22 protein-coding genes and 1 pseudogene are annotated in these 25,595 nt (G+C 70.1%); 14 read left to right on the top strand and 9 right to left on the bottom strand.

Annotated features, from left to right (window positions below; all coding sequences use genetic code 11):
• A pseudogene (locus GXW78_RS09465) lies at positions 1-816 on the bottom strand (hypothetical protein); the annotation flags it as partial.
• Positions 817-1,058: 242 nt separating this feature from the next.
• Here GXW78_RS09465 and GXW78_RS09470 point away from each other — a divergent pair.
• The 4 genes from GXW78_RS09470 to GXW78_RS09485 are packed head-to-tail and all read left to right on the top strand — an operon-like array spanning position 1,059 to position 2,505.
• On the top strand, positions 1,059-1,406 hold the full coding sequence (locus GXW78_RS09470; protein ID WP_211868202.1) for an NADH-ubiquinone oxidoreductase subunit NDUFA12 family protein: 348 nt from the start codon (positions 1,059-1,061) through the stop codon (positions 1,404-1,406).
• A gap of 18 nt (positions 1,407-1,424) precedes the next feature.
• Positions 1,425-1,934, top strand: a complete 510-nt coding sequence (gene mlaD / locus GXW78_RS09475) for an outer membrane lipid asymmetry maintenance protein MlaD (RefSeq protein WP_211868204.1) — start codon at positions 1,425-1,427, stop codon at positions 1,932-1,934.
• A complete protein-coding gene (locus GXW78_RS09480) occupies positions 1,931-2,149 on the top strand; it encodes a hypothetical protein (RefSeq protein ID WP_211868206.1) in 219 nt (72 codons plus the stop codon). The genes mlaD and GXW78_RS09480 overlap by 4 nt, the downstream gene beginning before the upstream one ends.
• Positions 2,146-2,505 (top strand): DUF2155 domain-containing protein, encoded by a 360-nt coding sequence (locus GXW78_RS09485; RefSeq protein WP_211868208.1) that lies wholly within the window; start codon positions 2,146-2,148, stop codon positions 2,503-2,505. The genes GXW78_RS09480 and GXW78_RS09485 overlap by 4 nt, the downstream gene beginning before the upstream one ends.
• Positions 2,506-2,639: 134 nt before the next feature.
• Here GXW78_RS09485 and GXW78_RS09490 read toward each other — a convergent pair whose 3' ends face one another.
• A complete protein-coding gene (locus tag GXW78_RS09490; RefSeq protein WP_211868210.1) occupies positions 2,640-5,192 on the bottom strand; it encodes a tetratricopeptide repeat protein in 2,553 nt (850 codons plus the stop codon).
• A 142-nt stretch (positions 5,193-5,334) separates the two neighbouring features.
• Between GXW78_RS09490 and GXW78_RS09495 the strand changes: the two genes are divergently transcribed.
• Together GXW78_RS09495 and GXW78_RS09500 are read left to right on the top strand one after the other, a co-directional pair.
• Positions 5,335-7,728, top strand: coding sequence for a penicillin acylase family protein (locus tag GXW78_RS09495; RefSeq protein WP_211868212.1), 2,394 nt, complete (start codon positions 5,335-5,337; stop codon positions 7,726-7,728).
• Positions 7,729-7,781: 53 nt separating this feature from the next.
• Positions 7,782-8,561 carry an arginyltransferase gene (locus tag GXW78_RS09500; RefSeq protein ID WP_211868214.1) on the top strand — a complete coding sequence of 260 codons (780 nt, stop codon included), beginning with the start codon at positions 7,782-7,784 and terminating at the stop codon, positions 8,559-8,561.
• Positions 8,562-8,573: 12 nt separating this feature from the next.
• On the opposite strand, the gene GXW78_RS09505 is transcribed toward GXW78_RS09500, so the two are convergent.
• Entirely contained in the window at positions 8,574-8,849 is a 276-nt protein-coding gene (locus GXW78_RS09505) for a DUF3175 domain-containing protein (protein WP_211868216.1), read from the bottom strand.
• A 59-nt stretch (positions 8,850-8,908) separates the two neighbouring features.
• The gene (locus tag GXW78_RS09510) at positions 8,909-10,516 is read right to left on the bottom strand and encodes a GMC family oxidoreductase (protein ID WP_211868218.1); all 1,608 of its coding nucleotides are present in this window, start codon (positions 10,514-10,516) and stop codon (positions 8,909-8,911) included.
• Positions 10,517-10,634: 118 nt separating this feature from the next.
• Between GXW78_RS09510 and GXW78_RS09515 the strand changes: the two genes are divergently transcribed.
• From GXW78_RS09515 to GXW78_RS09525, 3 genes are all read left to right on the top strand, one after another.
• A complete protein-coding gene (locus GXW78_RS09515) occupies positions 10,635-11,669 on the top strand; it encodes a uroporphyrinogen decarboxylase family protein (RefSeq protein WP_211868220.1) in 1,035 nt (344 codons plus the stop codon).
• A gap of 100 nt (positions 11,670-11,769) precedes the next feature.
• Positions 11,770-12,114, top strand: coding sequence for a hypothetical protein (locus GXW78_RS09520; RefSeq protein WP_211868222.1), 345 nt, complete (start codon positions 11,770-11,772; stop codon positions 12,112-12,114).
• Between the two features lie 16 nt (positions 12,115-12,130).
• The gene (locus GXW78_RS09525) at positions 12,131-12,571 is read left to right on the top strand and encodes a hypothetical protein (RefSeq protein WP_211868224.1); all 441 of its coding nucleotides are present in this window, start codon (positions 12,131-12,133) and stop codon (positions 12,569-12,571) included.
• Between the two features lie 38 nt (positions 12,572-12,609).
• On the opposite strand, the gene GXW78_RS09530 is transcribed toward GXW78_RS09525, so the two are convergent.
• Both GXW78_RS09530 and GXW78_RS09535 read right to left on the bottom strand, forming a co-directional pair.
• Complete coding sequence (locus GXW78_RS09530; RefSeq protein ID WP_211868226.1) at positions 12,610-13,074, bottom strand: hypothetical protein; 465 nt, start codon at positions 13,072-13,074, stop codon at positions 12,610-12,612.
• A gap of 22 nt (positions 13,075-13,096) precedes the next feature.
• Positions 13,097-13,567, bottom strand: a complete 471-nt coding sequence (locus tag GXW78_RS09535) for a hypothetical protein (RefSeq protein ID WP_211868228.1) — start codon at positions 13,565-13,567, stop codon at positions 13,097-13,099.
• Between the two features lie 566 nt (positions 13,568-14,133).
• On the opposite strand from GXW78_RS09535, the gene GXW78_RS09540 reads away from it, so the two are divergent.
• The 5 genes from GXW78_RS09540 (at position 14,134) to GXW78_RS09560 (ending at position 22,488) form a co-directional block, all read left to right on the top strand.
• Positions 14,134-15,735, top strand: coding sequence for an efflux transporter outer membrane subunit (locus GXW78_RS09540; protein ID WP_211868230.1), 1,602 nt, complete (start codon positions 14,134-14,136; stop codon positions 15,733-15,735).
• Between the two features lie 5 nt (positions 15,736-15,740).
• On the top strand, positions 15,741-17,072 hold the full coding sequence (locus tag GXW78_RS09545) for an efflux RND transporter periplasmic adaptor subunit (RefSeq protein ID WP_211868232.1): 1,332 nt from the start codon (positions 15,741-15,743) through the stop codon (positions 17,070-17,072).
• 12 nt (positions 17,073-17,084) lie between these two features.
• Positions 17,085-20,258 carry an efflux RND transporter permease subunit gene (locus GXW78_RS09550; protein ID WP_211868234.1) on the top strand — a complete coding sequence of 1,058 codons (3,174 nt, stop codon included), beginning with the start codon at positions 17,085-17,087 and terminating at the stop codon, positions 20,256-20,258.
• Positions 20,259-20,339: 81 nt separating this feature from the next.
• On the top strand, positions 20,340-21,659 hold the full coding sequence (locus GXW78_RS09555) for an LLM class flavin-dependent oxidoreductase (protein WP_211868236.1): 1,320 nt from the start codon (positions 20,340-20,342) through the stop codon (positions 21,657-21,659).
• Positions 21,660-21,726: 67 nt separating this feature from the next.
• On the top strand, positions 21,727-22,488 hold the full coding sequence (locus GXW78_RS09560; RefSeq protein WP_211868237.1) for an SDR family oxidoreductase: 762 nt from the start codon (positions 21,727-21,729) through the stop codon (positions 22,486-22,488).
• A 31-nt stretch (positions 22,489-22,519) separates the two neighbouring features.
• On the opposite strand, the gene GXW78_RS09565 is transcribed toward GXW78_RS09560, so the two are convergent.
• The 3 genes from GXW78_RS09565 to GXW78_RS09575 all read right to left on the bottom strand — a co-directional run bounded on the left by GXW78_RS09565 (position 22,520) and on the right by GXW78_RS09575 (position 25,582).
• Positions 22,520-23,455: a Bug family tripartite tricarboxylate transporter substrate binding protein gene (locus tag GXW78_RS09565; protein WP_211868238.1), complete on the bottom strand. Its 936-nt coding sequence runs from the start codon at positions 23,453-23,455 to the stop codon at positions 22,520-22,522.
• Between the two features lie 180 nt (positions 23,456-23,635).
• A complete protein-coding gene (locus tag GXW78_RS09570; RefSeq protein WP_211868239.1) occupies positions 23,636-24,538 on the bottom strand; it encodes a polysaccharide deacetylase family protein in 903 nt (300 codons plus the stop codon).
• A 69-nt stretch (positions 24,539-24,607) separates the two neighbouring features.
• On the bottom strand, positions 24,608-25,582 hold the full coding sequence (locus GXW78_RS09575) for a Bug family tripartite tricarboxylate transporter substrate binding protein (RefSeq protein ID WP_211868240.1): 975 nt from the start codon (positions 25,580-25,582) through the stop codon (positions 24,608-24,610).
• Positions 25,583-25,595: the final 13 nt, after the last annotated feature.

The following is a 25,595-nucleotide window of genomic DNA, read 5'->3' on the forward strand; positions in this document are numbered from 1 at the left end:
AGCGACATCGCCGGCCCGCAGCGCGGCCCGCGTCGGCCGCAGCACCAGCCGGCCTTCCCCGTCGCGCTCGGGCCGCACGGCACCGGCGGCGGGGGCCACGCCCGCGGTCTCGGCGCCCAGCAGTGCCTCCACCGCATCGGCCGGCGCAAGGGCAACACAGCCGTCATGGCGCAGGCCGGGCGAGGCCGCCGCAGCATCGAGCGCCGTCCGTGCCGCCTCAGCAAGGCCCGGGACAACGGTCTCGGCCGGCGGCGCGGGCCAGAACAGCGCTACCGGGTGCAGCGCGCCGTGACGCTCAGCCAGCCGGCCCGACGCGGCCTCGGCAGCGCCGCGCGTCAGCGCCGCCAGCGCTGCCGCGACCGCCCGCGCCTCTCCCCCGTCATAGGGCAGCCTATAGGCCGCGAGCAGCCCGGCCAGGTCTGCGAAACCCACCCGGAGCCGGGGCGAGCGGCCGTGTCCGAGGATGTCGAGCACCTGCACCGCGGTGCCGACCGCCGCCGCGTAGCCCGCCGCATCGAAGCCGCCCGCCGGATCCAGGAAGGCCGGCAGGTTCAGCACGAAGCGGGCGTCTTCCTTGCGATCGCGCCATACCTCCAGCCCAGGGGCGCCGCGGCGCGCCAGCAGCAGGGCGCGCAGTGCCTCCGCCAGCGAGCCCGCCTCCTCCGGCCCCTGCAGCAGCCCAAGTCGGTGCCCGCGCGCAGTGACGCGGCGGATCCATCCCTCGGCGAGGATCGGTAGCAGCACCGGCCCGCTCCCCGGCGCGAGCGCCGCAAGCGCCTCGGCGGCGCCGTCATCCCAGGTTGCGGGGAATGCCACGGGGCGGGGCGGGGCGTCGGGATCGGCGCCGCAGCGCTCCCGCCGAAGGGCCACACCGTCCCAAAGAGTGCCGATCAAGCCTGCCATAGGGTGATGCTAGGCGCGGTTGCGTCGGGACGGAAGCCGCATCTTGTGTGGTTCTCCGCACGAACCCCCAATATCCTGTGGATAGCCTGCGCTTTGCGCCGCGCCGCCGGCTGTGGCATCAGGACAACTTCCGCGATGCCCCAAGGATGCGCCGCATGGCCATGTTCGACCACCTGTTCATCCGACTGACGAGCCGCCGCATCGGCCGGGACGGCGCTGGCAACACCTATTGGGAAGCGCGCCGCCGCAAGGATTTCTACGGGCGCCCGATGCGCCGCATCACGTATGCCGGTCCGCATGAGGCGTCTGTCGTGCCGCCCGAATGGTGGGGCTGGCTGCACCATACCACGGATGCGCCGCTCGATGCGCCGCGCAGGCCCTGGCAGAAGGACCACCTGCCGAACCTGACCGGCACGCCCGAGGCTTGGCGGCAACCCGGCGGGGGCGCGGATGCCAGCCAGTACCCGTCCGGGGATTATGAGGCCTGGACGCCAGGGCGCTGAGACCCGACATCCAGTACCATGCAGAAGCGCAGCCTTGCCGAGATCCTGACCGGCGCCGCGGTGTTGGTGATCGCCGCCCTCTTCCTGTTCTACGCCGTCACCGGCAGCGGCCGGGCACTGACGACCGGCGGCATCACCCTCACCGCCCGCTTCGACCGGATCGACGGGCTCGGGCAGGGTGCCGACATCCGAATCGCAGGGGTCAAGGTCGGCCAGGTGGTCGCGCAGCGGATCGATCCGGCGAGCTTCCTCGCCGTGCTGACGCTGAACGTCGATGCCACGCTGCGCCTGCCGACCGACACCTCGGCCGAGATCCAGAGCGAAGGGCTGCTCGGCGGCCGCTATGTCGCCCTGGTCCCCGGCGGCTCCGAGCGGTTCCTCCAGAACGGCGGCGAGATCACCATCACCCAGAGCGCGATCAGCCTGGAAAGCCTGCTCGGCCGGTTCATCTTCAGCGTGACGGAGATGAACCAGCAGCGCAGCGGCGACCAGCCCGAGGGCGCGGCGCCGGCGCCGCGCCAGCCATGAGCGCCGCCCCCCCTGCCACTTGGCCCGGCACGGACGGCAAGCCGCTATCCTGCCGCGAGAAGCTCAAGGTGCTTGCCGAGAACCACGCGGAAGCCCGGCAGGCGCTCCAGGACGTCTTCGAGGATGCGCTGCTGATGGGCGTGGATGAGGCCGCGATGCGCCGGATCCTGACCGACATGGTCGCTGGCCTGGACAGCCCGAGGCGCGGGGCATGAAGTGGATCGCCGTCCTGGTCCTCGCGCTCGCCGCCCTACCCGCGGCGGCCCAGGAATGGGTGCCGATGCGCAGCGCGCAGCTCCAGGCGCTCGACAAGGTCACGGCCCGCGTCACCATCATCGAGGCGCGGGTTGGCAGCGCGGCTACCTTCGGCTCGCTCACGATCAACCTGCGCGCGTGCCAGGGGCGCTCCCCGGACGAGGTGCCCGACGCCGCGGCCTGGATGGAAATCACCGACAGCCGTGCCGCGGCCGGCGCGCCGCCGGCCTTCCGCGGCTGGATGTTCGCGAACGCCCCCGGCGTGAACATGCTCGAGCACCCGGTCTACGATATCCGCGTGCTGGAGTGTCGGTAGAGCATCGAGCGAAATCGCCCGCTCCACCGACCGTGCCAGCGGCCTCCAGCATGCTGCGTCCGTTTGAACCCAAACCGCCTGCTTCGGCCTTTTCTTCGCGCAACCCGGATGATCCCGTCGGAGCGCGATCCGTTCTAGCCGTCGTACTCGCCGAACAGGCGGAAGCGGAGCTGCCGCAGCACCTGCGCTGACGCACCCGCCGCCACGGCCCGGCGATAGGCTTCGAGTGCGGGCTTCACGCGCTTGCGCAGCCGCTCCGCATCCGCGAGCCCGACCCATGCCGCCGCCAGGTCCGGCGCTGCCTCGGTTATGCGCGTGAACAGCGCGGCCGCGTCATCGTGACGACCTTCGTCCAGCAGCATGGTGCCGAAGCGTAGCTCCGCCTCAACATGCCCCGGCTCGCGCTCGACCGTGGCGGCCAGGAGGTCGAACGCCTCGCGCGGGCGGCCCTGGCGAAGCAGGGCGTCGACCATGGCAATGTCGGCTGCCGCTGAATCGGCCGCGTCGGACACTGCTTCGGCGAGCACCTGGCGAGCAGCATCCGTTTCCCCGCGATCCAGCAGCACATCGCCGAGCTTGGTCTTCAGCGCCCGCTCCTCGGGCCGCGCCTGCAGGCCGCGCCTGAGCGCCGCCTCCGCGTCGGCCGGCCGTCCGGCGGCCTGCAACGACTCGGCGAGACCGAGCCAGGCCTGTCGCGGCACCTGGGCAACCTCCGTCGCCCGGCCATAAGCGTCGGCCGCACCTGCCGCATCGCCGATCTCCATCAGCATGCGGCCGAGCCGCTGGGCGACGTTCGCCCCTGCCCCCGGCATTGCCTCCAGCGCAGCCCGCGCCAGCGCGATTGCCTCGCCACGCCGCTCCCGACGGTGCAGCACGGACATGACGATGAGATAGCCATCCTCCACCGCTGGATCGAGTTCGATCGCCTGCTGCGCCGTCCGCTGCGCGGCCTCCGTCTCCTGCAACGCCAACAGGAAGGCCGCCAGCCGCGCCAGGATCACCGGGTCCTGCGGGTGCGTCGCCACGCCGTGCAGCAGGGCGTCACGCCCCTCGGCATGGCGCTGCAACGTCAACAACGTGTCGGCGAGCGCGTACCAGGCCTCGATGAGCTCTGGCCGGGCCTCGACGACCGCGCGCAGATGCGCCACCGCCTCGTCCTCGCGCCCGGCGGCGAGCAGGATGCGGCCCTGCCGCAGCGGGAACGCGATCGCGTCAGGATGCGCCTCCCAGGCGGCGGCGGCGATGCGGACCGCGGCCTCGTACCGCGCGCCGCGCCAAAGCTGGTCGATCGTGCGCAGCCAGTCGGGCTGAGGGGCCGGCCCCGTCGCAAGCCGCTCCAGCAGCGCTGCGAGGTACGGCGCCGCGGTCGTCTCTCCGGGCGGTGCCATCAGGATGAGGCTCACCAAGGCGCGGCGGTGCCCCGGCTGCGCGCCGAGAGCGTGTCTGAAAGCCTGTTCCGCCGCCTCAGCGTGTCCTGCCCATTGCTGCGTCTCGCCAAGCTGGACCAGCGCTTCGGCATCGCCGGGTGCAGCGGCCGCCGCCCCCTCGGCCACCTCCAGCGCGGCGGTCGTTTCACCCAGGCGGCGCAGCAGGCGCACCAGTTGGGTGAACAGGCGCTGGTCCCGCACGCCTTTGCGCAGCGCTTCGAGCAGGAGGGCGAGTGCCTCCTTGTCGCGCCGGAGCATTTGCAGGCACTGCGCCAGCGTCGTGCGCGCCTCGGCCGAGGCCGGATCGATGGCGAGCCAGCGGCGCAGCACCTCCTCCTCGGCGCCGTGTGCGCCGCGCTGGCGCAGCCGGCGGGCCTGCATGGCGAGGCGGGCCCCAGCCCCCGATGCTGCCTGTTGCGGCGTGATGGCCGGTGGAGACTTTGCCACCGTTGACGTCGGCTGCCTTAGCGCCGCTGCCCAGACTCCGTGGCCGCGCGCCTCCAGCGCCTCGGCCACCAGCTTGCGCAGCGTCGGCGAGGCATGCCGCGCCTGCCGTACGAGACCGCCCGCCTGCACGTGGTCGCCTTGCAGCGCGGCGGTCAGCAGCGGTGCGATGCGACCGGTCTCGACGAGGATGTTCTGCAGCACGGCGCCACCTCGCCGGACGTCGACGGCCCGCACGCCCGGCAGGGCCGCCAGACGGCGCGCATGGAGATGATCCTGGCGCGCGAACGGGTCGGACAGGACGATCGGCAGGTCGGCCAGATCCTCGGCCCTGATGGCCATGCCAGCATGGCGCTGTGGGTCAAAGCGCCGGCGCGCGCGCGGATCGCCGGGCATGTCGGCGGGGTCGATCGAGTAGGTCGGCGCCAGCGCGACCGTCGCGCCGGCGCCGAGCGCCCGGCCGAACTTCAACGCCCCATAGCCCCCCATTCCCAGCCCGTAGGTCAGGCGTGCGCCGGGTGACAGTGCCGCGAGTGCCGCAGGCAGCAGGCCCGCCATCTCCTCGGCCGGGTACCAGGCCGGTTCGTGCCCGGCGAAGACCAGCGTCTCCCAGCCCAGTCGCGCGGCCAGCCCCTGCCCCCACCAGTTGCGCGGCCCTGTCGGGGCGCCCGGTGGCGTGAAGAGGATGAGCGTCCCGGGTCCGCGCCCGGGCCAATGCCACAGGCGGATGCCGCGCACCTCGCCCAGCATCACGGGGGCAGCGCGACCGGCAGGCGCCGCTCCGGCGCCTCGGCTGGGGGGGATCGTGGTGCTCATGCCACCGCAGGGTTAGAGCAGTTTCAGCCCGGCTGGAATTCGTCCCGCGCGGCGCCACCGGCAGCGGAACGAGTTGCCGCACGGCCTGAACCGTCCAGGCCCCGGCCTTCCGTTCGGCAGCCCACGCACCCATTGTGGCGTCATGTCCCTGATCCTGCGCTGGTCCGGCCGCGTGGCCGCGGGCCTTGTCTTGCTCGTGCTTGCGGCGGTGATCCTGCTGTTCGGCGCCGTCTGGTGGACGCTGCCTTCCCGCGACGGACGTCTCGCGCTGCCCGGCCTGTCGGCGGCCGTCGAGGTCGCCTTCGACGATCATGGCATCCCACGCATCTTCGCCGCCACCGAGGCCGATGCCTGGATGACGCTGGGCTGGCTGCATGCGCGGGACCGCATGTTCCAGATGGAGGCCATGCGGCGCGGCGCCTCCGGCCGGTTGGCCGAGATCGCCGGTGCCTCGGCGCTCCGGCTTGACCGCACCATGCGCGTGCTTGGCTTGGTGCCGCGCGCCGAAGCCGACCTCGCCGCGCTGACGCCCGAGGCACGCCAGGCGCTTGATGCCTATGCCGTCGGCGTGAATGCCTGGATCGCGCAGCGCGGCCGCTTCGCCGGGCCAGAATTCGTGCTGATCGGCGCGCCCGAGCCCTGGCGGCCGGTGGACAGCCTTCTCTGGGGCAAGGTCATGGGGCTGTGGCTGTCAGGGAACTGGCGGACCGAGCTGGAGCGCGCCCGTCTCGCCGGCATCCTGGCGCCGGACCGCATCGAGGACCTCTGGCCGCCCGACACCTCCGCCGGCCGGCCGGACGAGCCGCTTCGCCCTTCAGGCGCGGCCGCCGGCCCCGCAGCTTCCGGCGAGCCGGCAACCGCGCCGCGCCTCGTGGGGCTGGATCGGCTGATCGCCCAACTGCCGGTCTTCCCGCTGGATGCGCCGCTGCCGGCGCTCGCCTCCAACGCCTGGACCGTGACGGGACCGCGCGCGGCGGGCGGCGCCCCGCTGCTCGCCTCTGATCCCCATCTCGGCTACTCGGCGCCGATCCTGTGGTACCTCGCGCGGATCGAGCTGCCGGAAGGCCGCGTACTGGCCGGCGCCACGGCGCCCGGCGTGCCGGGCATCGTGATCGGGCGCAACGAGCGCCTCGCCTGGGGCTTCACTACCACCCATTCCGACACGCAGGACGTCTTCGTCGAGCGCCTTGCCGGTCCGGATGCCTACGAGACCCCGGACGGCCCGATGCCTTTCGTGCGGCGCGAGGAGGTGATCCGCGTCCGCGGCGGCGATCCGGTGAGGCTGACGGTACGCGAGACCCGGCACGGGCCGGTCATCTCCGACCTCGAGGCGCCGCAGGGGCGCAGCGACGGCACGGTCCTCGCGCTCGCCATGGCAAATCTGGCACCGGGCGACACTGCTGCGGTCGGATTGCTGGCGCTGAACCACGCCCGCGACATCGCCGCGGCGCGGGATGCTGCCAGGCTGATCACCAGCCCATCGCAGAACCTGATGGTCGCCGATGCCGGGGGCAGCATCGCCATGTTCCTGACCGGCCGCGTACCGGTCCGCCGCAGCGGCGACGGCAGCCTGCCGGTGCCGGGCTGGGACGGCCGCGCGGATTGGCAGGGCTTCATTCCCTTCAACAGCCTGCCGCATGTCGAGAACCCGCCGAGCCACCTTCTTGTGAATGCCAACAACCGCGTGGTGCCGCCGGGCCACGCGGCGTTCCTCGGCCGCGACTGGTTCGGCGATTGGCGCTTCCGCCGCATCGGGGAGATGCTCGCTGCGCAGCCGCGGCTCGATGCCGGCGCCTTCGCCGGCATGCAGGTCGATACAGTCTCCCTGTTCGCGCGGGAGGTACTACCGGCCATCCTCGCCGCACCCCGCCCTGCCGGCGCCGGCGGGGCGGCCTTCGATCTGCTGGCCGCCTGGGATGGCGACATGGAGGGACAGCGGCCACAGCCTCTGATCTTCCACGCGACGATCGGCCGCTTCACCCGGGATATCCTGCAGCGTGCCGGCGTCCCCGACGACGCCCAGCGCGTCGGCCCCGAATTCCTGCGCCGCATCCTGACCCAGCCCGAGCGCGGCCGCGCCTGGTGCGGCACCGAGGGTTGCGGACCGCTGCTGTCGGCGGCACTCGGCCGCGCCGTCACCGAACTCGCGCCCTTCCATGGGCCCGACCCTTCGGCCTGGCGATGGGCCCCGGCGCACGAGGCGCGCTTCGAGCACCCATTGCTGCGCTTCGTGCCCGGCCTTGGCGGCCTGACACGCATCGCCACGCCTTCGGCCGGGGATGGCGAGACGGTCAACCGCGCCGGGCTGCGCGGGGAGATGGAAGGCCAGTTCGGCAATATCCATGGCCCAGGCTTCCGTGGCGTCTTCGACCTCTCGGACCCGGCCGGCGCCTGGGTGGTGATCGCGACAGGCCAATCCGGCCATCCGATGAGCCGGAACTGGTCCGACCAGCTTCAGCCCTGGCGCGACGGGGCGCTGCTGCGCCTTGGCCCCATCGAGGGCGAGCCGGCCGGCCGCATCCGCCTGCTGCCGTGATCCATGCCGGTGTTGATTCCCGACGCCGGGACGACGACACTATAGGCTGACCGATGCTCCAGCGTTCCGCCCGCCGCCCGCAGTTCTTCTATACCACCGCGCCCCTGCCCTGCCCTTACCTGGCCGGACGGACGGAGCGGAAGGTCGTGACCGAATTGTCGGGAACGGACGCCGAGGCACTGCACGACCGGCTCTCCCGCGCCGGCTTCCGGCGCAGTCACAACATCGCCTATTCGCCGGTCTGCCCCGGATGCCAGGCGTGCATTCCCATTCGGATCGTCGCCACCGCCTTCGAGCCCGACCGTACGCAACGCCGCATCGCCCGCGCCAATGCAGCGGTCGAGGCCGCGGAGATGCCGGCGCGGGCCACCGCCGAGCAGTTCGCCCTGTTCAACCGGTACCAGAAGGCGCGCCACGCCGACGGCGACATGGCGGCAATGGGCTTCTACGATTACCGCGCGATGGTCGAGGACACGCCGATCAGCAGCAGTGTGGTCGAGCTGCGCGACGATGCCGACCGGCTGCTCGGCGCCTGCCTGGCCGACCGCCTCTCCGACGGGCTGTCGGCCGTCTACTCGTTCTACGAGCCGGCGGAGGAGAAGCGGTCGATCGGCACCTATATCGTGCTTTGGCTGGTCCAGCGCGCGCGCCAGCTCGGCCTTCCCTACGTCTATCTGGGCTACTGGGTGCCGGAGAGCCGGAAGATGGCCTACAAGGCGCGCTTCCGCCCCAGCGAGGTGCTGATGGGCGGAACCTGGCGGGTGCTTGGCGAGGCCGCCGAGGCGCCGGAGAGCGCGCCCGCCACGCCAGGGATGTCGAGCGTCGAGGCGTAGCCTCGGCGCCGCTCAGTCCTTGTCGAACAGCGCGCGTAGTTCATCCTTCGCGGCATCCAGCGTGCGGCGGCGTTCGGCGGGCAGCTCCTTCCCGGCGCGGTTGATGTAGAATGTCAGCATCCCCATGGCGGATTGCAGCGGGGTGCCTTTGCGGCGGTCGCTGCGCTCGGCGGATCGCTTCAGCGACTGCGCGATCGCCTTCGGATCGTCCTTCGTAAAGACGCGCTCCTCAAGGTCGAGCGCATCGGAATGCTCGGTGACGTCCTGCGACCACTTCTTCGTCGGCATGGGCGGGCCCTGCGCGCTGGCGTTGCTGGTTCCTCGCCCCGTCAACGCCGGGCAAGGGCCTACGTTGCGCGCCTGACGATCTCGGCCGCACGCTCAGCCAGCATCAGCACGGCCGGATGGATGTTCGACGACGGCACCAGCGGGAAGACCGAGGCATCCGCGACCCGCAGCCCTGTCACCCCGCGCACCCGCAGTTCCGGGTCCACCACCGACCGCTCGTCGGCGCCCATCCTGTTGGTCCCGCAGGGGTGATAGACTGTCGCGCCATTGTCGCGGATGTAGTCCATCACCTGATCGTCGGTCTGCGTCGCTGCGCCCGGGCATTCCTCGCGCTCGATAAGGCCGGCGAAGGGCGCCGTTTCCGCGATGCGCCGTCCGAGCCGATGGCTTTCCAGCATGATGCGGATATCGGACGGCGCGCTGAGGTAGTTCGGGCGGATCACCGGCTTGATGTCGGCATTCGGCGCGCGGAGCGTCAGCTCCCCGCGGCTGTCCGGGCGGCATACGCAGTAGTTGAAGGTAAAGCCGGGGTACTTCGCGAGCCGGCTCGCGCCACGGGCCTGGTCATCCAAGCTGAAGTTCACGAACTGGAACTGCACCTCCGGCTCCTCGGAACCCGGCAGGACGCGGGCGAACAGGCTCGCCTCCGACGCGCCGACCGCCATCTGGTTCTTCCGCCGCATGAACCAGCCGAGGCCGAGCCCCGCGGCCCGCACCGGGTTCGCCATGATCTCGTTCAGCGTGCCGCAGGGCTTGGTGCGGAAGGCGTAGCGGACCATGAAATGGTCCTGCAGGTTCTTGCCGACCTCCGGGGCGTGCGCCACCACCGGAATGCCCATGGCCTGCAGCGCGGCACCATCGCCGATGCCCGACAGCATCAGCAGCTTCGGGCTCTCGATCGCGCCGGCGCAGACGATCACCTCGCGGCGCGCGAGCCAGGTTTCCTCGCCCACGGGTCCGCGCACCACCACGCCGATGGCGCGGCCGTCGCGGAACAGGATGCGCTGGCCGACGCGCTCGGTCTGCACGTCCAGGTTCGGCCGGCCGAGCGCCGGCCTCAGATAGGCCGTCGCCGGGGACCAGCGCCAGCCGCGATGGACATTGAGCTGGTTCGGCGCGACGCCCTCGAACCACTCCGCATTGTTGTCCTGGTTGCGCACGAAGCCGAGTTGCTCGCAGGCCGCGACGAAGGCGCGGCAGCCGTCGGAAGGTTCCGGAACCTCGCCGACCTGCACCGGCCCGTCCTTGCCGCGATACTCGCTGTCCGGCCCGGCGAAGGTCTCCAGCTTGCGGAAGGCCGGCAGGCAATCCTCATACGACCAGCCGCGCGCACCGGACTGAGACCAGCGATCGTAGTCGCGTGGCGAACCGCGCAGGAAGACCAGCCCGTTCACGCTGCCCGACCCGCCGATGACGCGCCCGCGCGGCCAGTAGAGGCTACGGTTGTTCAGCTCGGGCTCCGCCTCGGTCTGATAGTTCCAGTCGAACTTCCGCGTGACGTAGAGCCGCGCGAAGCCCATCGGGATGTGGATCCAGGGATTGCGGTCCCACGGCCCCGCTTCCAGCAGGGCCACCTGCGACGACGGGTCCTCCGACAGCCGCGCCGCCATGACGCAGCCGGCGGAACCGCCGCCCAGAATGACGTAGTCCGCTTCCTTCGCCGCCATCGTCCATCCCCTGAGGCTTCGTTGCGGCAATGTTTGCATTGCGCGCGGAGCGGCGGAAGCCTCCGCCTCTGGTGGGCGCCATGGACCGCCGCTAGCCTCCGCGGCCGGAGGATTCGCCATGACCCAAACGCTGCTGCCGACGTCGCTCGTCGGCTCCTATCCGCAACCCGACTGGCTGATCGACCGCCAGCGCCTCGCCGGCCGCTTCCCGCCGAGGGTGCGCGCGAAGGAGTTGTGGCGCGTCGCGCCGGAGTATCTCGACCAGGCGCAGGACGACGCGACGCTGCTCGCGATCCGTGCGCAGGAAGCTGCGGGCATCGACATCATCACCGATGGCGAGATGCGCCGGGAAAGCTATTCCAACCGCTTCGCCACCGCGCTCGACGGCGTCGATCTCGACAATCCGGGCACCGCGCTCGACCGCAGCGGCCATCCGAATCCGGTGCCACGCGTGGTGGGCCGCATCCGCCGCCGCCACGCGGTGGAGGATCGCGACGTCCGCTTCCTGCGCGCCAATACCGACCGGATGATCAAGATCACCGTACCCGGCCCCTTCACCATGGCGCAGCAGGCACAGAACGATTTCTACAAGGACGAGGCGGAGATGGCGATGGACTACGCCGCCGCCGTGAACGAGGAGATCCGCGACCTCTTCGCCGCCGGCGCCGACGTCGTGCAGATCGACGAGCCCTATCTCCAGGCGCGCCCCGAGAAGGCGCGGCAATACGGCGTCGAAGCGGTGAACCGTGCGCTCGAAGGCATCACCGGCACGACGGCGCTCCACATCTGCTTCGGCTATGCCGCCATCATCCACGAACGGCCGAACGGGTATTCCTTCCTGCCCGAGCTGTGCCGCTGCAAGGTGCGGCAGATCTCGATCGAGACGGCGCAGTCCAACCTCGACACCGCAGTGCTCAAGGACCTGCCGGACCAGACGATCATCCTCGGGGTGATCGACCTGCTGGACCAGAAGGTGGAAACGGCGGAGACGGTCGCCGCGCGCATCCGCAAGGCGCTGCCCCATGTCGATCCGACGCGCGTCATCGTCGCCCCCGATTGCGGTATGAAGTACCTCCCGCGGGAGGTCGCCGACGGCAAGATGCGGGCGATGGTCGAAGGTGCTGCCATCGTGCGGCGGGAACTCACGCGCTGACGCCGGTCACGATGATGTAGGACGATAGCGGATCGATCCGTGCGCGCAGCCGGTCTAGGCTCCGCGCGCGACCTATCCGAATCCATGAGGAACGCTACGCATGCGCCTTCTGGCACCCGCCCTGCTCGCGCTCGGCATCGCCACCTCCGCCGCCGCCCAGCCGCCCCCGACCGTCACGGTCGAAGGCCTGGATCGCGGCCTGACCAATCTCGGCCTGATGGCGGGCCACGCCGTTCAGTGCCTGCCGGAGGGCGAGCGCCCTGCCGCCCAGCGCGCCGTGCTCGCCTTCAATAGCATCCTGATCGCCGAAATGGGTGCGAATGCGGCCTTCCGCTTCGCGACCTCCTTCGGCGCAGGGTCCTCGCACCAGGTGGACCGCCAGTTCTGCGAGCGCAGCCTCGCCGATTGGCGCAAGCTGGTGCAGGACCACAACCTCAACCGCTGACGGCAAGGATCGGACGATGATGCGGAAATATCTGCTTCTGACGGCGATGGCCGGGCTTGTCGCGATGCCGGTGGCGGCCGCGCCGATCGATGCCGCCGGCGCGCTCGGCACCGCGCTGCGCGAGGCTACGCCCGGCGCCACACTCGTGTGGTGGCATGCCGGCGGCACGACCGGCTGGGGCAACCACTGGCATGCCGGTGGCACCGGCGCCTACGGCGCTCATCCGGCCTATGGCTACCACGGCTGGGGCGGCGACTATCACACCTACTACCGGCCGCCCGTGGTGGTGACGCCTGGCTACAACCCGGCCGGCAGCTTCGCAGCCGGAGCCATTGTCGGCGGCGTGGTGGGCGCCGCCGCGGCATCCGCCTCGCGTCCGCCGGCGCCGCCTGCGGCGACGACGGTCTACAACTACAGCCAGCCGCCGACCGTCGTTAACAACTACTACAGCGACTGAACCCCCCGCGGCGGGCGGTGCGCTTTGCGCGCCGCCCGCTACCGGGTCCCCGGCCAGGCCTGCTGGATCATGGCGTAGAGAAAGGCTGTCGAAAGGCCGAGCAGGATCGCGCCGTTCAACGCCTCCAGCGCTCCGAGCATCTGCCAGTGCCGCTCAAGGTAGATCGCCGCATGGCCGTAGGTCGTCATCGCGCCCAGCGAGTAGAGCATCGCCTCATGCGATGTCCGCAGCGCGCCCGTCACCATGAAGGCCGCCGCCCACAGCGCTGCCTGCAGGACGTGCAGCAGCGTCACGAGCGAGACCGTCACGCTCATCACCAGGGCGAAATGCGGCAGCGGCGCGCGAATGACCGCCGCTGGGCGCGGCAGGGCCCGGTGGAAGGCCGCGCGGATCAGCCCCAGGCCGATCACATGAACCACCACCGTCAGGACGATCAGCGGAGCGCCGACCGCCCAGGATCGGCCCCAGCCACCGATATCGATCACCGCGGCGGTCTCATCCATCGCCGCGGCCCCGCCGGCCCGTTCAGCGACCCAGGGTGACCGTGGCGCCTTGAGGCGGCACGCCGAGGGCAAGACCCGGCGGTGCAGAGCGCAGTTCGATCAGCACAAGGTTGTCATTGCCCAGGCGCAGCGCCGCGCCGAGATCGGACGCGACCCCTCCGACATCCCGATAGGTTCCAGCGAAGTCGCCGCTCCGCTCCAGCCCGAAGACGCGCCCCGTGACCGTCGCGCGCGCCGGTGCCCCGTCCTGCACGGACAGCCCGGTGATGGTGAAGGGGAAGCTCTGCGCGTTGGTCTGCAGCGTACCGCGCGCCGTGGCGGACCCCCGCGCCAGCGTCAGCCGCACCGTCCCGTCCGCTGGCGTGCCGGGGGACAGGGTGAACAGCCCCGGCGACGGAATCGCGTCAGCCGGCGGCGGCGCCTCGGGCAGGTCGCCGCGGGCGCAGGCCGCGAGAAGGAAGGGGGCCAGAAGGGCCAGGCGGCGTAGCGTCATGGCAGCGTCCTTGTTTCGCATCCACGGGCTTATACAGGCCGCGCGGCGTGGCGACGATCAGCCGCCATCGCGCCGCCGTTGCGCGCGGACGCCAGGATTCCCGGCGCCGCCGTCGGCCCCGCCTCGGCCCCGTGTAGCCTTCGGCCCATGGCTCGGAGACCCCCCGGTCCTCGAGCACGCAGCCGGCGGCGCTGTCTGGCGGGCCGCCTGCTCGTAAGCATGCGCAGTTCGGCATGGGACTTGGCAGGGCAATCACCGGCTGCACTTCGCCAAACAGCCGACGCATGCCGCGTAGCGCCGCGGTTCATTGCCTTCCACACCGATGCTGGCTTACCGGCCGTCCGGATGGCGCCGGCGTTGCAGGCCGATGACCTTCCGTCGCCGGCGCGGTCCTTCGATGCTTCGGCTCTGGACGTGTACGATCCTGCGCTGCAACAAATGCACCAGACCGTGCGCTTGTCGGAGTCCCCTATGTTCCGCCCTGCCTCCCGTCCCCCACCGGCCGGCCGGATTCGGCAATGCGCGCGTAGCGTGTATTCTTCCCGCGAAACTCAGGCTTGGGTCCTATGACACGCTCGGCTCACCCCCGATTCCGCGCGACGGTGCTGGCCGTGCTGTTGCCGCTCGCGGCCTGCAAGGTCGGGCCTGATTTCACGGAACCATCGGCAAGTCTCGCCGAGCGCTGGCTCCAGGCCAGCGACCGATCCGTCATCACCGACCGCACGACCTATGAACGCTGGTGGACGGTCTTCAACGACCCGACACTGAACGACCTAGTCGACATGGCGTACAGGCAGAACCTGACGCTACTGACCGCCGGGACGCGGGTCCTCGAAGCCAGGGCGGCGCTCGGGGTGGCGGCGGGCGAGTTCTACCCGCAGTCGCAGACCGTCGGCGGCGGGCTTTCCTACATCCGCCCCAGCGAAAGCGACCCGAGCGGCATCCCCCAGGCCAATCTCGGCGAGTTCTGGCGCGGCACGCTGGCCGCCAGCGCGGTGTGGGAACTGGACTTCTGGGGCCGCTTCCGGCGCGGGGTGCAATCGGCGGACGCTGCCTACCTCGCTTCCATCGCCACCTATGACGACGTGCTGGTGACGCTGGTCGGGGATGTCGCCTCGACCTATGTCGGCATCCGCACGCTGCAGGTGCAGATCGCCATCGCGCGCGCGAACGTCGCGCGGCAGCGCGTGGCGCTGCAGATTGCGCGCGACCGCTGGCAGGGCGGGGTCAGCACCGCGCTCGACGTCGCCCAGGCGGAGAACGTGCTGGCGCAGACAGAAGCCTCCATCCCTCAGCTCACCGCCCAGCTTCAGCAGGGAGAGGCAGCGCTGCGCGTGCTGCTCGGCCTGCCGCCGCAGCGGATGGAGACGCTGCTGGCCGGCCGCCCCGACATCCCGGTGCTGCCCGAGGCCGTGGCCGTCGGCATCCCGGCCGAGCTGCTGCGCCGCCGCCCGGACATCCGCGCCGCGGAGCTGCGCGCCGCCGCGCAGAGCGAGCAGATCGGCATGGCGCTGGCCGAGCTGTATCCCGCTTTCTCCCTGAGCGGTGTCTTCGGCACGCAGGCGAGCAACATCGGGCGCAACCGCGTCTCGGACATGTTCAACGCGAGCGCCATCCAGTTCGCCTTCGGCGCCAACTTCTCATGGCCGATCCTGAACTACGGCCAGATCACCAACACCGTCCGCGTGCAGGATGCCCGGCTCCAGGGCCTGCTGACCGAGTACCGGAACACGGTGCTGAGCGCGCAGCGCGACGTGGAGAACGGCCTGTCCGGCTACATCCAGGGCGGGCAGCAGGTCGTGCTGCTCCAGCGCAGCGTGCGCGCGGCGGAACAGGCGCTGTCCATCGCCATGGACCAGTACCGGATGGGCACGCGCGACTTCACGACCGTGCTGACGGCGATGCAAAACCTCTACGCCGCGCAGAACAGCCTCGCGGTTGCGCGCGGCGCGCGGGCGCGGGCGCTGACCTCGCTGTACCGCGCGCTTGGCGGCGGCTGGGAGCTCCGCCAGGGCAACGACTTCGTGAACGACGCAACCCGCGACCAGATGCGTGCACGCACGGATTGGGGGCGCGCGCTGCCGCCCGCCGGCACGCCGCAACCCGCCGCCCCCGGCCTTCCCGGCCCCGCCGACCGCGGTCCCGACATCCGCGCACCGCAATGGTGATGATCATGCATCAGGCTCTCATCCGTGGACTCGTCCAGGCCCGCCGCGTCGCGACGCGGCGGAACGCGATCGCGGCGCTTGTGGCCCTGCCGGTCGCCTTCGTGGCGGAACGGTCGGGCGCGCAGGGGCTCATGGAGCGGCTGTGGGACGACGTGACCGGCCGTGGCGGCTCCGCCGCGCCGCCGCCGGCGCAGCCCAGCGCCCCCGCGGCCACCCCCGCGCCGGCAACGCCACACCCAGCCGCCCCGCCGCCGCCCGCACCGGTGACGCCGGCCCAGGCCACGCCGCAGCCGCCGTCCATCCCCGTCGTCACGCCGCGCACGCAGTCGGTCGGCGAGACGATGACGCTGACCGGCAACGCGGCCGCGGTGAACACCGTGAACCTGGTCGCGCGCGTCGTCGGCTATCTCCAGCAGATCCACTTCGAGGACGGCGCCATCGTGCGCCGTGGTGACCTGCTCTTCACCATCCAGCAGGACCAGTACCAGGCGCAGCTCCGCCAAGCGGAAGCGCAGCTCCAGCTCCAGCGCGCCGCGCTGACCCATGCGACAACAGAGGTCAGCCGCTACAGCGCCCTGGTGCGCCGCAACGCCGCGACGCAGGTCGAGGTGGACAACTGGGTCTATCAGCGCGCCGCGGCCGAGGCGAACATCATGAACGCCCAGGCGCAGGTCGACCTCGCCAAGCTGACACTGAGCTACACTGAGGTCCGCGCGCCCTTCGACGGGCAGATGGGCCGCCACCTGATCGATGTCGGCAACCTCGTCGGCAGCAGCCCGCAGAATGCGAACCTCGCGGAGATCCTCCAGCTCGACCCGATCTATGTCGAGGTGAACATCGCGGCGTCCCAGGCACAGCAGGTGCGCGCCAATCTCGATCAGCGGCGGATGACGCTGCAGGACCTTCAGCGCGTGCCCATCGAGGTGCAGCTGCAGAATGAGACCGGCTTCCCGCACCGCGGCCTGCTGAACTATGTCGCGCCGCAGGTCGATGCGCAGACCGGCACGCTGTTCGTGCGAGGGCTGCTGCAGAACCCGAACCGGACCCTGCTGCCGGGCCTGTTCGTCAATGTGCGCATCCCGATGGGACGCACGCTGCAATCGGCGCTGCTGGTGCCGCAGCGCGCTCTGCAGGAAGACCAGGGCGGCCGCTTCCTGCTGATCGTCGACCAGAACAACACGGTGCAGAAGCGTTATGTCCAGCTCGGACCCGTGGTCGGTGCGTGGCAGGTCGCCACCAGCGGCGTCACCGCCAGTGACCGGATCGTGGTGGGCGACCTGTGGCGGGCCTCGCCCGGCCTGCGGGTGACGCCGCAAACGACCACGCTGCCGCAGTAAGGAAGGGCCGGCATGTCGAAGTTCTTCATCGAGCGGCCCGTCCTCGCCAACGTGCTGGCGATCGTGCTGATCGTCATGGGCGGGGTGTCGCTCTTCCGGCTGCCGGTCTCCGAGTTCCCGAACATCGTGCCGCCCACCGTGATGGTGACGACGAACTATCCGGGGGCCAGCGCGCAGACCATCATCGACACCGTCGCCCTGCCCATCGAGAACCAGGTGAACGGCGTGGACGGCATGATCTACATGTCCTCCACCTCGGCACCCGACGGCACTTATCGCCTGACCGTCACCTTCCAGATCGGGACGGACCCCGACACGGCGCAGGTGCTAGTGCAGAATCGCGTCTCGCTCGCCCTCGCCCAGCTGCCGCCCTCGGTGCAGGCGCAGGGCGTGAACGTGCAGAAGAAGAACACCGCCATCCTTCAGATGGTCACGCTGGATTCGGCGGATAACCGCTATGACAGCGCCTTCCTGTCCAACTACGCGACAATCAACCTGGTCAATGTGCTGTCGCGGCTGCCCGGCGTCGGCTCCGTCACCGTCTTCGGCGCCGGCCTGTATGCCATGCGGGTCTGGCTCGATCCTGAGAAGCTCTTTCAGCTCGGCCTCGAGCCGGCCGACGTCATCAACGCGATCGAGCAGCAGAACCAGGTGATCGCCGCCGGCCAGGTCGGCGCGCCGCCGGCCCCCAACAACCAGCAGTTCCAGTACACGGTCAATGTGCAGTCCCGGCTGGACGATCCGAGCCAGTTCGAGAACATCGTCATTCGCGACCAGACGGCCCAGGGTGGTCGGCTGACCTATCTGCGCGACGTGGCGCGGGTGGAACTCGGCGCGCAGAACTATGCGCAGGAATTCCACCTGGACGGACGGCAGGCCGCCGGCATCGCCATTTACCAGACGCCCGAAGCGAACTCGCTCCAGGTGGGCCAGAGCATTCGCGACACCATGACACGGCTGTCGCAGCGCTTCCCGGAGGGCATGCGCTTCTCCATCCCCTACGACACCACGATCTTCGTCAACGCCTCGATCAATGAGGTGTATTCGACGCTGTACCAGGCCGGCATCCTGGTGCTGATCGTGATCCTGCTGTTCCTGCAGAACTTCCGCGCCACGCTGGTGCCGGCGACGACCGTGCCGGTCACCATCATCGGCGCCTTCGCCGGCATGGCCGCACTTGGCTTCACGGTGAACCTGACGACGCTGTTCGGCATCGTGCTGGCCATCGGCATCGTGGTGGACGATGCCATCGTCATCGTGGAAGGCGTCACGCAGCACATCGAGCGCGGCAAGAACGGCGTCGAGGCCGCCATCGAGGCCATGCGCGAGCTGTTCGGCCCGATCATCGGCATCACCCTCGTGCTGATGAGCGTCTTCCTCCCTGCCGCATTCGTGCCGGGCCTTACCGGGCAGATGTTCGCGCAGTTCGCATTGGTCATCGCCGTGACCGCACTGATCAGCGCCATCAACGCCGCGACGCTGAAGCCGACGCAGTGCGCCATGTGGCTGCGCACGCCGACGCCGCCGGAGAAGCGCAACTTCTTCTATCGCGGCTTCAACCGAGTCTATGACGGCTTCGAACGCTGGTACACGCGCATCATCGCCCGGATGGTGCGTGTCAGCGGGGTCATGGTGGTCATCGCGCTGCTCATCTCCGGTGGGGCGCTCTACGGCCTCTCACGCATCCCGACCGGCTTCATCCCGATCGATGATCAGGGCTACCTGCTGCTCGCCGTTACTCTCCCGGAAGGTGCGGCGCTGGGCCGCACCACGGCGACGCTGGAACAGGCGCGGGAGATCGTGGCGCGCGTGCCCGGCGTCCAGAACGTCACCGCGCTGGCCGGCGTCTCGCCGCTCGACAACTTCGCCGACCTGTCCAATGCCGGCGTCGCGTGGATCATTCTCAAGCCCTTCGCCGAGCGGGACCAGCACCCCGAGCAGGGGCTGCTGCCACTGTACGAACGCTTGTCGCGCGACCTCGCTGCCATCCAGGATGGCCAGATCACGGTGCTGCCGCCGCCGGCCGTCCAGGGCATCGGCAATGCCGGCGGCTTCCAGATGCAGCTCGAACTCCTCGGGGGCAGCTTCGACTATCGCAAGCTGGAGGAACTGACATCCCAGATCCTCCAGCGTGCGGCGCAGGAGCCTTCGATCCGCAGCGCGCTGACCACCTTCCGGGCCAACGCACCCCAGGTGACCGTCACCGTCAGCCGCGAGCGCGCCCAGCAGCTCCGCGTGCCGGTTGGCGACGTCTTCGCCATGCTGACCGAATATGTTGGGTCTTCCTTCGTCAATCAGTTCAACAAGTTCGGCCAGTCGCTCCAGGTCTATGTGCAGGCCGATGCGCGCTTCCGCCTGAACCCGGATGACCTGCTGCAACTGCATGTCCGCAGCCAGGACGGCAACATGGTGCCGCTCGGCGCCGTGGCGTCGCTCGGCAATGTCGCCGGGCCGCCGCTGATCACGCTGTACAATCTCTATCCGTCGTCCACGATCGTCGGCAGCCCGGCCGCGGGCTACAGTTCCGGCCAGGCGATGGCGACGATGGAGCGCATCGCGCGGGAGGTACTGCCTGCCGACGTCGCCTTCGAATGGACGGGGATGTCCTATCAGGAGAACGTCACCGGCAACACGCTGATCTATGTCTTCGCGCTGTCGCTGCTGCTCGTCTACCTCTGCCTCGCCGGCCAGTATGAAAGCTGGATCCTGCCGCTGTCCGTGCTGGCAGCCGTGCCGCTCGCCCTCGTCGGGCCAGTCACGGCGCTGACGTCCCTCGGTGTTGCGAACAACCTTTATGTGCAGATAGGTCTCATGCTGCTGATCGCCCTGTCGGCGAAGAACGGCATCCTGATCGTCGAGGTCGCGCGCGAGGAACGCATCATCCGCGGCAAGTCGCTTGTCGAGGCCGCGGTGGAGGCGTCGAAGACACGGTTGCGCCCGATCCTGATGACATCCTTCGCCTTCATCCTCGGCGTGCTGCCGCTGGTGCTGGCGACCGGCGCGGGGGCGAATGCGCGGCGCTCACTCGGCATCAGCGTGTTCTCCGGTATGCTGGCCTCGACGGCGCTTGCGGTGCTGTTCGTACCGTCCTTCTTCGTGGTCCTGCAGCGCTTCGACGAATGGACGAAGCGGCGGAAGTCCGGCGACGCCGCACCGAAGACGGAGACCAAGGCCGCTGAGGCGTAATCCCGGCCGCCCGCGCGCCAGATTGACACCGCGCGCGGGCGATACCTATCTGCGGCGACCACGCCAGCGAGGATCGCCCTGATGTCTGCCGCCACCGACCGCCCGATGCGACTGGGCCTGTTCCTCCAGGGCGCAGGCCATCACGTGGCGGGCTGGCGCCATCCGGAGGCGCAGTTCGGCGGCGAGAACCTGAAGCTCATCCAGGGCATCGCCCGCACGGCGGAGGAGGGTCATTTCGACCTGCTCTTCCTTGCCGATGGGCTGACCAGCAGCGCCGACGCTCATCCGTCATTCGTCGCCCGGATCGAACCGATCGCGCTGCTCTCGGCGCTCGCCATGGGCACGAAGCATCTCGGCCTCGCTGCCACGATGTCGACCACGTACACCGAGCCCTTCCACATCGCGCGCGCCTTCGCGTCCCTCGACCACCTCAGCGGCGGCCGCGCGGCCTGGAACGCTGTCACCACGTCCTACGCCCGCTCCTCGGCGAATTTCTCGCGCGGCGACCATCCGTCCCATGACGACCGCTACGCCATCGCCGAGGAGTGCATCGACGTCGTCCGCGGCCTGTGGGACAGCTTTGCTGATGACGCCTTCGTGAAGGACAAGGCGCGTGGCGTCTATGTCGAGCCCGACCGCGTCCACACCCTGAACCATGAGGGCAGGTACTTCTCGGTGAAGGGGCCGCTCAACGCGTCGCGCCCGCCGCAGGGGCATCCGATCATCATCCAGGCGGGCTCCTCCCTGCCCGGTCAGCGCCTCGCGGCGCGGACGTCGGAGATCGTCTTCACCGCGCAGCAGACGCTGGTCGAAGGCAAGGCGTTCCGCGACGGGCTGCGGGGCTTCGCCGTGGAAGCGGGTCGCAATCCCGATCACGTCATGGTCCTGCCCGGCGTCTGCCCCGTGATCGGCGGCACCGAGGCCGAGGCCAAGGCGCTCTACGCCCAGCTCCAGGGCGGCATCGACCCGGCAGCCGCGATCCTGCTGCTCAACGACCGCCTGGGCCACGACGTGTCCGGCTATGACCTCGACGGCCCCCTGCCGAACCTGCCGGAATCCGACCAGCTCCAGAGCCGCGCGCGCCTGCTGACCGACCTCGCGCGGCGCGAGAACCTGACGCTGCGCGAGCTGTACTACCTGGTCGCCGGCGCGCGCGGCCACCGCATCGTCTGGGGCACGCCGGAACAGGTGGCGGACGCACTGGAGGAATGGTTCGTCGGTGGCGGTTCCGACGGCTTCAACATCATGCCCCCCTTCTTCCCGACGCAGTTCGAACGCTTCGTCGGCGACGTCGTCCCGATCCTGCGCAAGCGCGGGCTGGTGCGCGGCGAGTATGTCGGCAACACGCTGCGGGAGAATCTCGGCCTGCCGCGGCCGGCGAACCAGTTCTTCCCGGACTGACGCGGCCCGGCTTGTCCGGCGCCGCCTCTCCCCCCTAGCCTCCCCGCCGGCAATCCTGCGGGGAGTGATGCCCATGTCGCGTGCACTGTTCGACCTGACCGGCCGGCTGGCCCTCGTCACCGGATCGAGCCAGGGGATCGGCCTCGCGCTGGCCAAGGGGCTGGCGGAGGCCGGCGCCACGGTCGTGCTGAATGGCCGGGATGCAGCGAAGCTCGACGCCGCCTGTGCCGGCATTCCGGGCGCGCTGGCGGCACCCTTCGACGTGACCGACCCCGATGCGGTCGAAGCGGCCATTGCCGGTATCGAGGCCGTGCATGGCCCGCTCCATATCTTGGTCGCCAATGCCGGCATCAACCTGCGGGCGCCGTCGGTCGAGATGCCGCCGGAGACCTGGCGGAAGGTGCTCGGCGTCAACCTCGACGGCGTCTGGTTCTGCTGCCAGGCCGCGGGCAAGCGCATGGTCGCCAGGGGCGCCGGCAAGATCATCACCATCTGCTCGGTGCAGAGCGAGCTCGGCCGCCCGACCATCGCGCCCTATGCGTCCAGCAAGGGCGCGCTGCGCATGCTGACGCGGACGCTGTGCGCCGAATGGGCAAGGCAGGGCGTGAACGTGAACGGCGTCGCGCCCGGCTACTACGATACGGAACTGACCAGCGCGCTGGTACAGGATCCGTCCTTCACCGACTGGCTGTGCCAGCGCGTGCCGGCCGGGCGCTGGGGCAAGGTGGAGGAGCTGGTCGGCGCGACGGTGTTCCTCGCCGCGCCGGCCTCGGATTTCGTGCATGGCCACCTTCTCTACGTCGATGGCGGCATGACGGCGGTGGTTTGAGGCCGGGCCCAGCGGCCCGGCCCCGGCAGCATCAGTTCACGCGCAGATTGTACTGCTGCACCAGCGCGCCGAAGCGCTCATATTCGGCGCGATGGAAGGCGCTGAATTCGGCGCGGTTCCGCACCCGCACCGGCATATCCATCCGCCGCAGGCCATCGAGCACCGGCTGCGCCTGCATCATCCGCAGGCAGGCGGCTTCCAGTCGTTGCAACACGGGCTCCGGCGTCGCCGCCGGGGCGTAGAGACCCGACCAGATGGTGAAGACGAGGTCATGGCCGAGTTCGCGCATCGTCGGGGTGTCAGGGAATTCCTGCGCGCGTTCGGCGCTGAACACCGCGATCGGGTGCAGGTTGTATTGCCGCACCAAATTGCCCTGGTCGGTGAACAGATGGAGCTGCCCGCCAACCATCGCCTGCATCACCTCGCCCGAGCCGCGGAAGGGGATGTGGTTCATCTCGATGCGGGCGCCGCGCTCCAGCGAGATCATGCTGACATGCGGCGTGCCGCCGGGGCCGGTGCTGGCATAGGGCAGCGCACCGGGGTTCTCGCGCGCACGCGCGACCACGTCCTGCAGGGTGCGCATCCCGGAATCCTGCTGCGTCATCATCACGACCAGCGCGTCGACCATCTGGCAGACCGGCGCGAAATCCGCCTGCTGGAAGGGCGCGCCGCGCGTGTGCGGGGTCAGCACCAGCGACCCGCCGGGTGCGAACAGGATCGTCGTGCCGTCGGGCCGCGCGCGCGTCATCTCAAGTGCGCCGACCGTGCCATTGGCGCCGGCGACGTTCTTGATGACGACCTGCTGGCCGAGCGCGGTCGAGAGTTCCGGCTGCATGATGCGCGCCATCAGGTCGCTCGCGCCCCCGGGCGGGTAGCCGACGATCATGGTGACGGCGTTCTGGGCCTTGGCGGGCAACGCCGCCGCAAGGCACAGCATCCCGGCCGCGACGAGGAGTGATCTCCGCATCGTCCTTGTTCCTTTCTTGGACATTCCGCCGCGCCATCGGCGCGGCGGATGCCAGACTACCCGCCTGCGCAGCGCCGGGAAGGTCCGCGCGCGGGACCGCGACCATCGCGCCTGTGGATCAGTGGGCGCGTCCAAGTCGCGGCATGGAGAAGCGAGCGCCGGCCAGCACCTCGCGACGTATCAGAGGGACTCGGACCCCGGCACCACGCCGCGCGGCAGGCCGGCGGCATAGCGCGCCAATTCACCCGGCCGCGTCACCCACAGCCGGTCCCGATGCGACAGGATATGCCGCAGCGCATCGCGCAGCGCACGCAGCCGGAAAGGCTGTCCGACGATGAACGGATGCATCACGACCGAGCAGACCAGAGGCCGCTTGCGCGACTGCTCCAGCATCTCGTCGAACTGGTCGATGATCATCTGCCCGAATTCGCGCCCGGAATGCTGGCGGAACACCTGCGCCGGGCTGTCGTTCAGCTCGACGGAGTAGGGCACGGACATGATCGGCCCCGCGCGCGTCGTCATCCAGAAGGGCTGGTCATCGGCCGGCCAGTCCATCACGTAGGAGAAGCCTTCCTCCTTCAGCAGGTCGAGCGTCACCGCCGATTGCGCGATGTAGGGACCAAGCCATCCCTGCGGCGCCACGCCGGCATGGCGGATGATGGCGTCGCGGCTTTCGGCGATCAGGCGGCGCTCATCCTCCTCCCACATCGTGTCCTGGCGCTCGGCGTTGGTGCGGCCATGGCCGATGAATTCGTCGCCGCGCGCCTTCAGCGCCGGGGCGATCTCGGGGCAGGCATCGAGCACCGCGCCGTTGACGTTGTGCGCGCAGGGCAGGTCGAGGTCGTCGAGCATGTCGAGCATGTTCCACAGCCCGACCCGATTGCCGTAGTCGCGCCAAGCGTAGTTGCGCTGGTTCTGCACCGCTGCCGCGCCGGTGCTGTCGCTGCCCATGCCGGCGCGATAGGCGAAGGCCTCGATGTTGTTGCACACCACCAGCGCCAGCCGCGCGCCGTTCGGCCATTCATAGGTCGGCCGGTTCGGGATGGCGCTGTGAGCGTAGCGCCCATGGCCGGGCATTTTCATCGCGCGCTCCTGTGCTTGCCGCGCGGACGCTGCGGGAAGCACAGGCGGGCGTCAACGAGCAGCCGGGGCTCAGCCCTGCGTGGTGATGCCGGCGGCGCGGACGACCGGCGCCCAGCGGTCGAATTCCTGCCGCACGAAGGCGTTCGTATCCTCGGGCGACATCCATAAGGGCTCGCTGCCGATCGCGACCAGCCGGCTCTTCACGACATCGGAGGCCAGCGCCTCCCGCATCGCCACCGAGAAGCGCTCGATGATGGGCGCGGGCGTGCCACGCGGCGCGAACAGTCCGGTCCAGGACCGCACCGCGTAGTCCGGCACGCCCTGTTCCGTCACCGTCGGGATGTCAGGACGGATCGACACGCGATCCGCGGTGCAGACGGCGAGAATCTTTACCCGCCCATCCGAGGCCGGCGGGGCGACGGTCGGCAGGTTCATGAAGGCGATCGGCACGGTGCCGGCGATCAGGTCGTTGATGGCAGGCCCGCCGCCGCGATAGGGCACATGCGTGAGGTCGAGCCCCGTGCGCAGCCTGAACAGCTCGCCGGCCAAGTGGTTCGACGTGCCGACGCCCGATGAGCCGAAGGACAGCCCGCCGGGCGTCGCCCGGGCCTTGGCGATCAATTCCTGCACGGTCGAGACGCCGAGGCCCGGCGTCGCGGCGATCACGTTCGGCACGTCCACCATCATGGCGACGGCAGGCAGCGTCTCGCGCGGATCATAGCCCAGATCGCCCGACACCAGCGGATGGAATACATGGTTGGAGGCCGAGGAGATCAGAAACATCGATCCGTCCGGCCGCGCCCGCGCCACCGCGCCCATGCCGAGCGAACCGCCGCCCCCCGGCCGGTTCTCGATCACGAAGGGCTGGCCAAGCCGCGCTTCGAGCACGGGCGCGGCAAGCCGCGCCACTACGTCGTTCGATCCGCCGGCTGCGAAGGGCACCAGCAGCGTGACAGGCCGGTTCGGCCGGGTCTCCTGCGCTACCGAGAAACGCGGGGCGGCGAGCGCTGCAGCCGCGATGGTCAATGCTTGCCGACGGTTCACGTTTCCGTTCCCT

The sequence above is a fragment of the Neoroseomonas terrae genome, assembly GCF_018129025.1.
In the GTDB taxonomy this organism is placed as follows: domain Bacteria; phylum Pseudomonadota; class Alphaproteobacteria; order Acetobacterales; family Acetobacteraceae; genus Neoroseomonas; species Neoroseomonas terrae.